Origin of the sequence: Hydrogenophaga sp. (genome assembly GCF_018780385.1) — a bacterium.
Taxonomy (GTDB): domain Bacteria; phylum Pseudomonadota; class Gammaproteobacteria; order Burkholderiales; family Burkholderiaceae_C; genus Hydrogenophaga.
Genome location: NZ_JADMJO010000066.1, coordinates 1 through 1,290, shown reverse-complemented (window position 1 = coordinate 1,290; position 1,290 = coordinate 1). Strand labels below are relative to the sequence as shown.

The following is a 1,290-nucleotide window of genomic DNA, read 5'->3' as shown; positions in this document are numbered from 1 at the left end:
ATCAAGGACGTGATGGTGCTGGGCGACGCCACCCGGCCCTGGGTTGGCGCGCTGATCAACATCGACATGGCTGTGACCAGCCGCTGGGCCGAGGAGCGGCGCATCGCATTCTCCACCTTCACCGACCTATCGCAGCGGCCCGAGGTGCGGCAACTGGTGCAGGGCGAAATCCGCCGCATCAACAAACTGCTGCCCGAAGGCTCGCGGGTGGTGCGTTTTGCCAATTTTCCGAAGGAGCTTGATCCCGACGAAGGCGAACTGACGCGCACGCGCAAGCTGCGTCGAGAGTTTCTCGAGGTGCGCTACGGGGCGCTGATTGACGGACTGTATGCAGGTGCCGCCGACATTGCCTGCGAAATAGCCGTGACCTACCAGGACGGCCGCCAGGGCGTGTTGCGCGCAACCGTGGTGGCCACCGACATCGACCAGACACACACACCATGATCATCGAATTCATCAACTACACCATCAACGGCGCGCTGCTTGGCCTGCTGTATTCGCTGGTGGCCATGGGCTTTGTCGTCATCTACCGCGCCAGCAAGGTCTTCAATATGGCAATTGGCGAGATGATCGTGCTGGGCGCCTTTCTGCTGTGGTGGGCCATCCAGTCGCGCGGCATGCATCCGGTGCTGGGCATCGCTGTTGCACTGTGCATTTCGGTGCTGATCGGGCTAGTGATTGAACGCCTGCTGTTCAGGCGCCTGATTGGCGAGTCGGTGTTCTCTATGATCATGGTCACCATCGGGCTGCTGATCCTGATGCGTGGACTGGTGCTGGCGATCTGGGGTCCGCAGGAGCGTCAGTTCCCCGCCATCTTTCCCCTCACGCCAATCATCTTGGGCGAGATGATCATCCCGCGCTCGCTCGCCATTGGTGGCCTCATCGCGGTGCTGGCGGCCGTGGCGCTGCACTGGTTCTTCAACCGCAGTCGCAGCGGGCTGGCGATGTCGGCGGTGGCCGAAGACCACCAGATCGCTCTGGCCATGGGCATCAGCGTGCGCCGCTCCATCGCCTTCGCTTGGGCGCTTGGCGGCGTTCTGTCGGTCATCACTTCGATGGTCTACCTGAGCGGCAAGTCGCTGACCTTCCTGTCCTCTGAAATCGGCTTCGCCGCCCTGCCGGTGGCCCTGCTGGCCGGGCTCGAGTCCATCGGCGGTCTGCTGCTGGCGGGCATTATCGTCGGGGTCGTGCAGGGACTGACCGCCGCCTACATCGACCCGCTGATCGGCGGCAATGCCGCCGCCGTCGTCCCCTATATCTTCATGCTGGTGGTGCTGGTGGTTCGTCCGA

Annotated in this window: 1 protein-coding gene and 1 pseudogene; both read left to right on the top strand. The window is 63.1% G+C overall.

Translation table 11 applies throughout. The annotated features are described in order from the left end of the window. Nucleotides 1-444: pseudogene (locus tag IV113_RS18785) on the top strand (acyl-CoA synthetase); the annotation flags it as partial. Continuing rightward, nucleotides 441-1,290 (top strand): branched-chain amino acid ABC transporter permease (locus IV113_RS18780; protein ID WP_291088134.1); only part of this gene is annotated, 850 nt, incomplete at its 3' end. The pseudogene IV113_RS18785 and the gene IV113_RS18780, both read left to right, overlap by 4 nt.